This is a genomic window from Peribacillus sp. CSMR9 (genome assembly GCF_033141925.1).
Classification (GTDB): Bacteria; Bacillota; Bacilli; order Bacillales; family DSM-1321; genus Peribacillus; species Peribacillus simplex_A.
Genome location: NZ_JAOPHO010000186.1, coordinates 1 through 1336, shown reverse-complemented (window position 1 = coordinate 1336; position 1336 = coordinate 1). Strand labels below are relative to the sequence as shown.

Sequence of the window (1336 nt, the reverse complement as noted above, 5' to 3'; positions counted from 1 at the left end):
GTTTTAACAGACTTTGATTTTTCCCAATACTAGCTAATAAAAGCATATTAGTTATTCAACAAAATAGCTTTTCCGTAGTAACGAAAATCCCAATTTCCCAACATTACATTGAGAAATTGGGATTTTTTATATTTACTTATAGTGCAAAATAGCACTTATTTTAAGTGCTATTTTGCACGTATATTATTAATAGATTATTCAGCAATAAATAGTAAATTAGGGAAAAGTACCTGTTCTGTAACTTCAATCAGAGTAATTTACCAAGAAGGTTTTATATGGTATTAGTGGATATTGGTGGTAAAATTAATTGATCAAAGTCAGGTTACTAAGGGGAGGAAGACCATGAAAAAAATATTGCAGCTTTTACTGCTTATCCCAGTTGCTGTTATCTCAATTTTTATTATTACTCTAATTGCCAGACAGTTTGGTGTCTATAATTTTATAGGTGAAGATTATGATACAAGCCCTCCCACAGGCGAGTTACACGTTAATGGTTCCGGAATAATTATGGAACAAGGAAATGTAAACTGGGAAGTGAAAGATGGTGAATTTGTAAAAAAACGGGTGGATGATATAAAGACTTTTGCACAAAAAGAAAAAAAAATCGACCTACCATCTGGAGAGGATATAGGATTTTCATATATTGAAAATGGTACAGTTTTAGAAAGTGATATTACAGCACAGCTTTGGAATAACAATAAGAAAGAATCGATTACAATTGAAAATAGCACAATACATCTGCCAAATAGGAAGGGAACATTTATTTTAGAGATAAATTTAGTAGCTGAACAAGGAACTGTTCAATATATTTCTACTGTCAATTTAAATTAAGCATAATTTTGTAAATGGCCAGTAACAGAGCGTATTTCTGTTACTGGCCATTTTTGGGGTACGTCACATTGCCATCAAGGTAATGTTTTGTAGTACCTCCAGAACGAAATTTTGGACTTTCTTGTAACTGATAAGCTCAATTTGTCGTTTTGGGGGATGACCTATTTTTGAAGTTGGATGTGCAAAATAGCACTCAAAATTAGCGCAAAAAAACGCCGAAAGTTACATATTTGTTAATTTATCCTTGTTTACTGTCTAAAAGTTAATCTATAATTAAATGTATAAAAGTTTTAAGACTTATAGACAAAGGATGATACATATTGTTAATTGGTTATGCGAGGGTTTCAACTACTGGCCAAGATTTAGAAACACAAAAGGAAATTTTGGAAAATGAAGGGTGTAAAAAGCTTTTTGTTGAAAAAGTAACAGGAACAAGTACAAAACAAAGAGCCCAACTTTATGAAGCTATTGAATTTGCACGAGAAGGAGATACATTAGTAGTAAC

The 1336-nt window shown here is 31.7% G+C and carries 2 protein-coding genes; both read left to right on the top strand.

The window, feature by feature from the left end:
* Positions 1 to 342 precede the first annotated feature (342 nt).
* Entirely contained in the window at positions 343 to 831 is a 489-nt protein-coding gene (locus N9I19_RS24775) for a hypothetical protein (RefSeq protein WP_317779336.1), read from the top strand.
* 320 nt (positions 832 to 1151) lie between these two features.
* The coding region (locus N9I19_RS24770) for a recombinase family protein (protein WP_317779335.1) at positions 1152 to 1336 on the top strand (185 nt) is incomplete at its 3' end.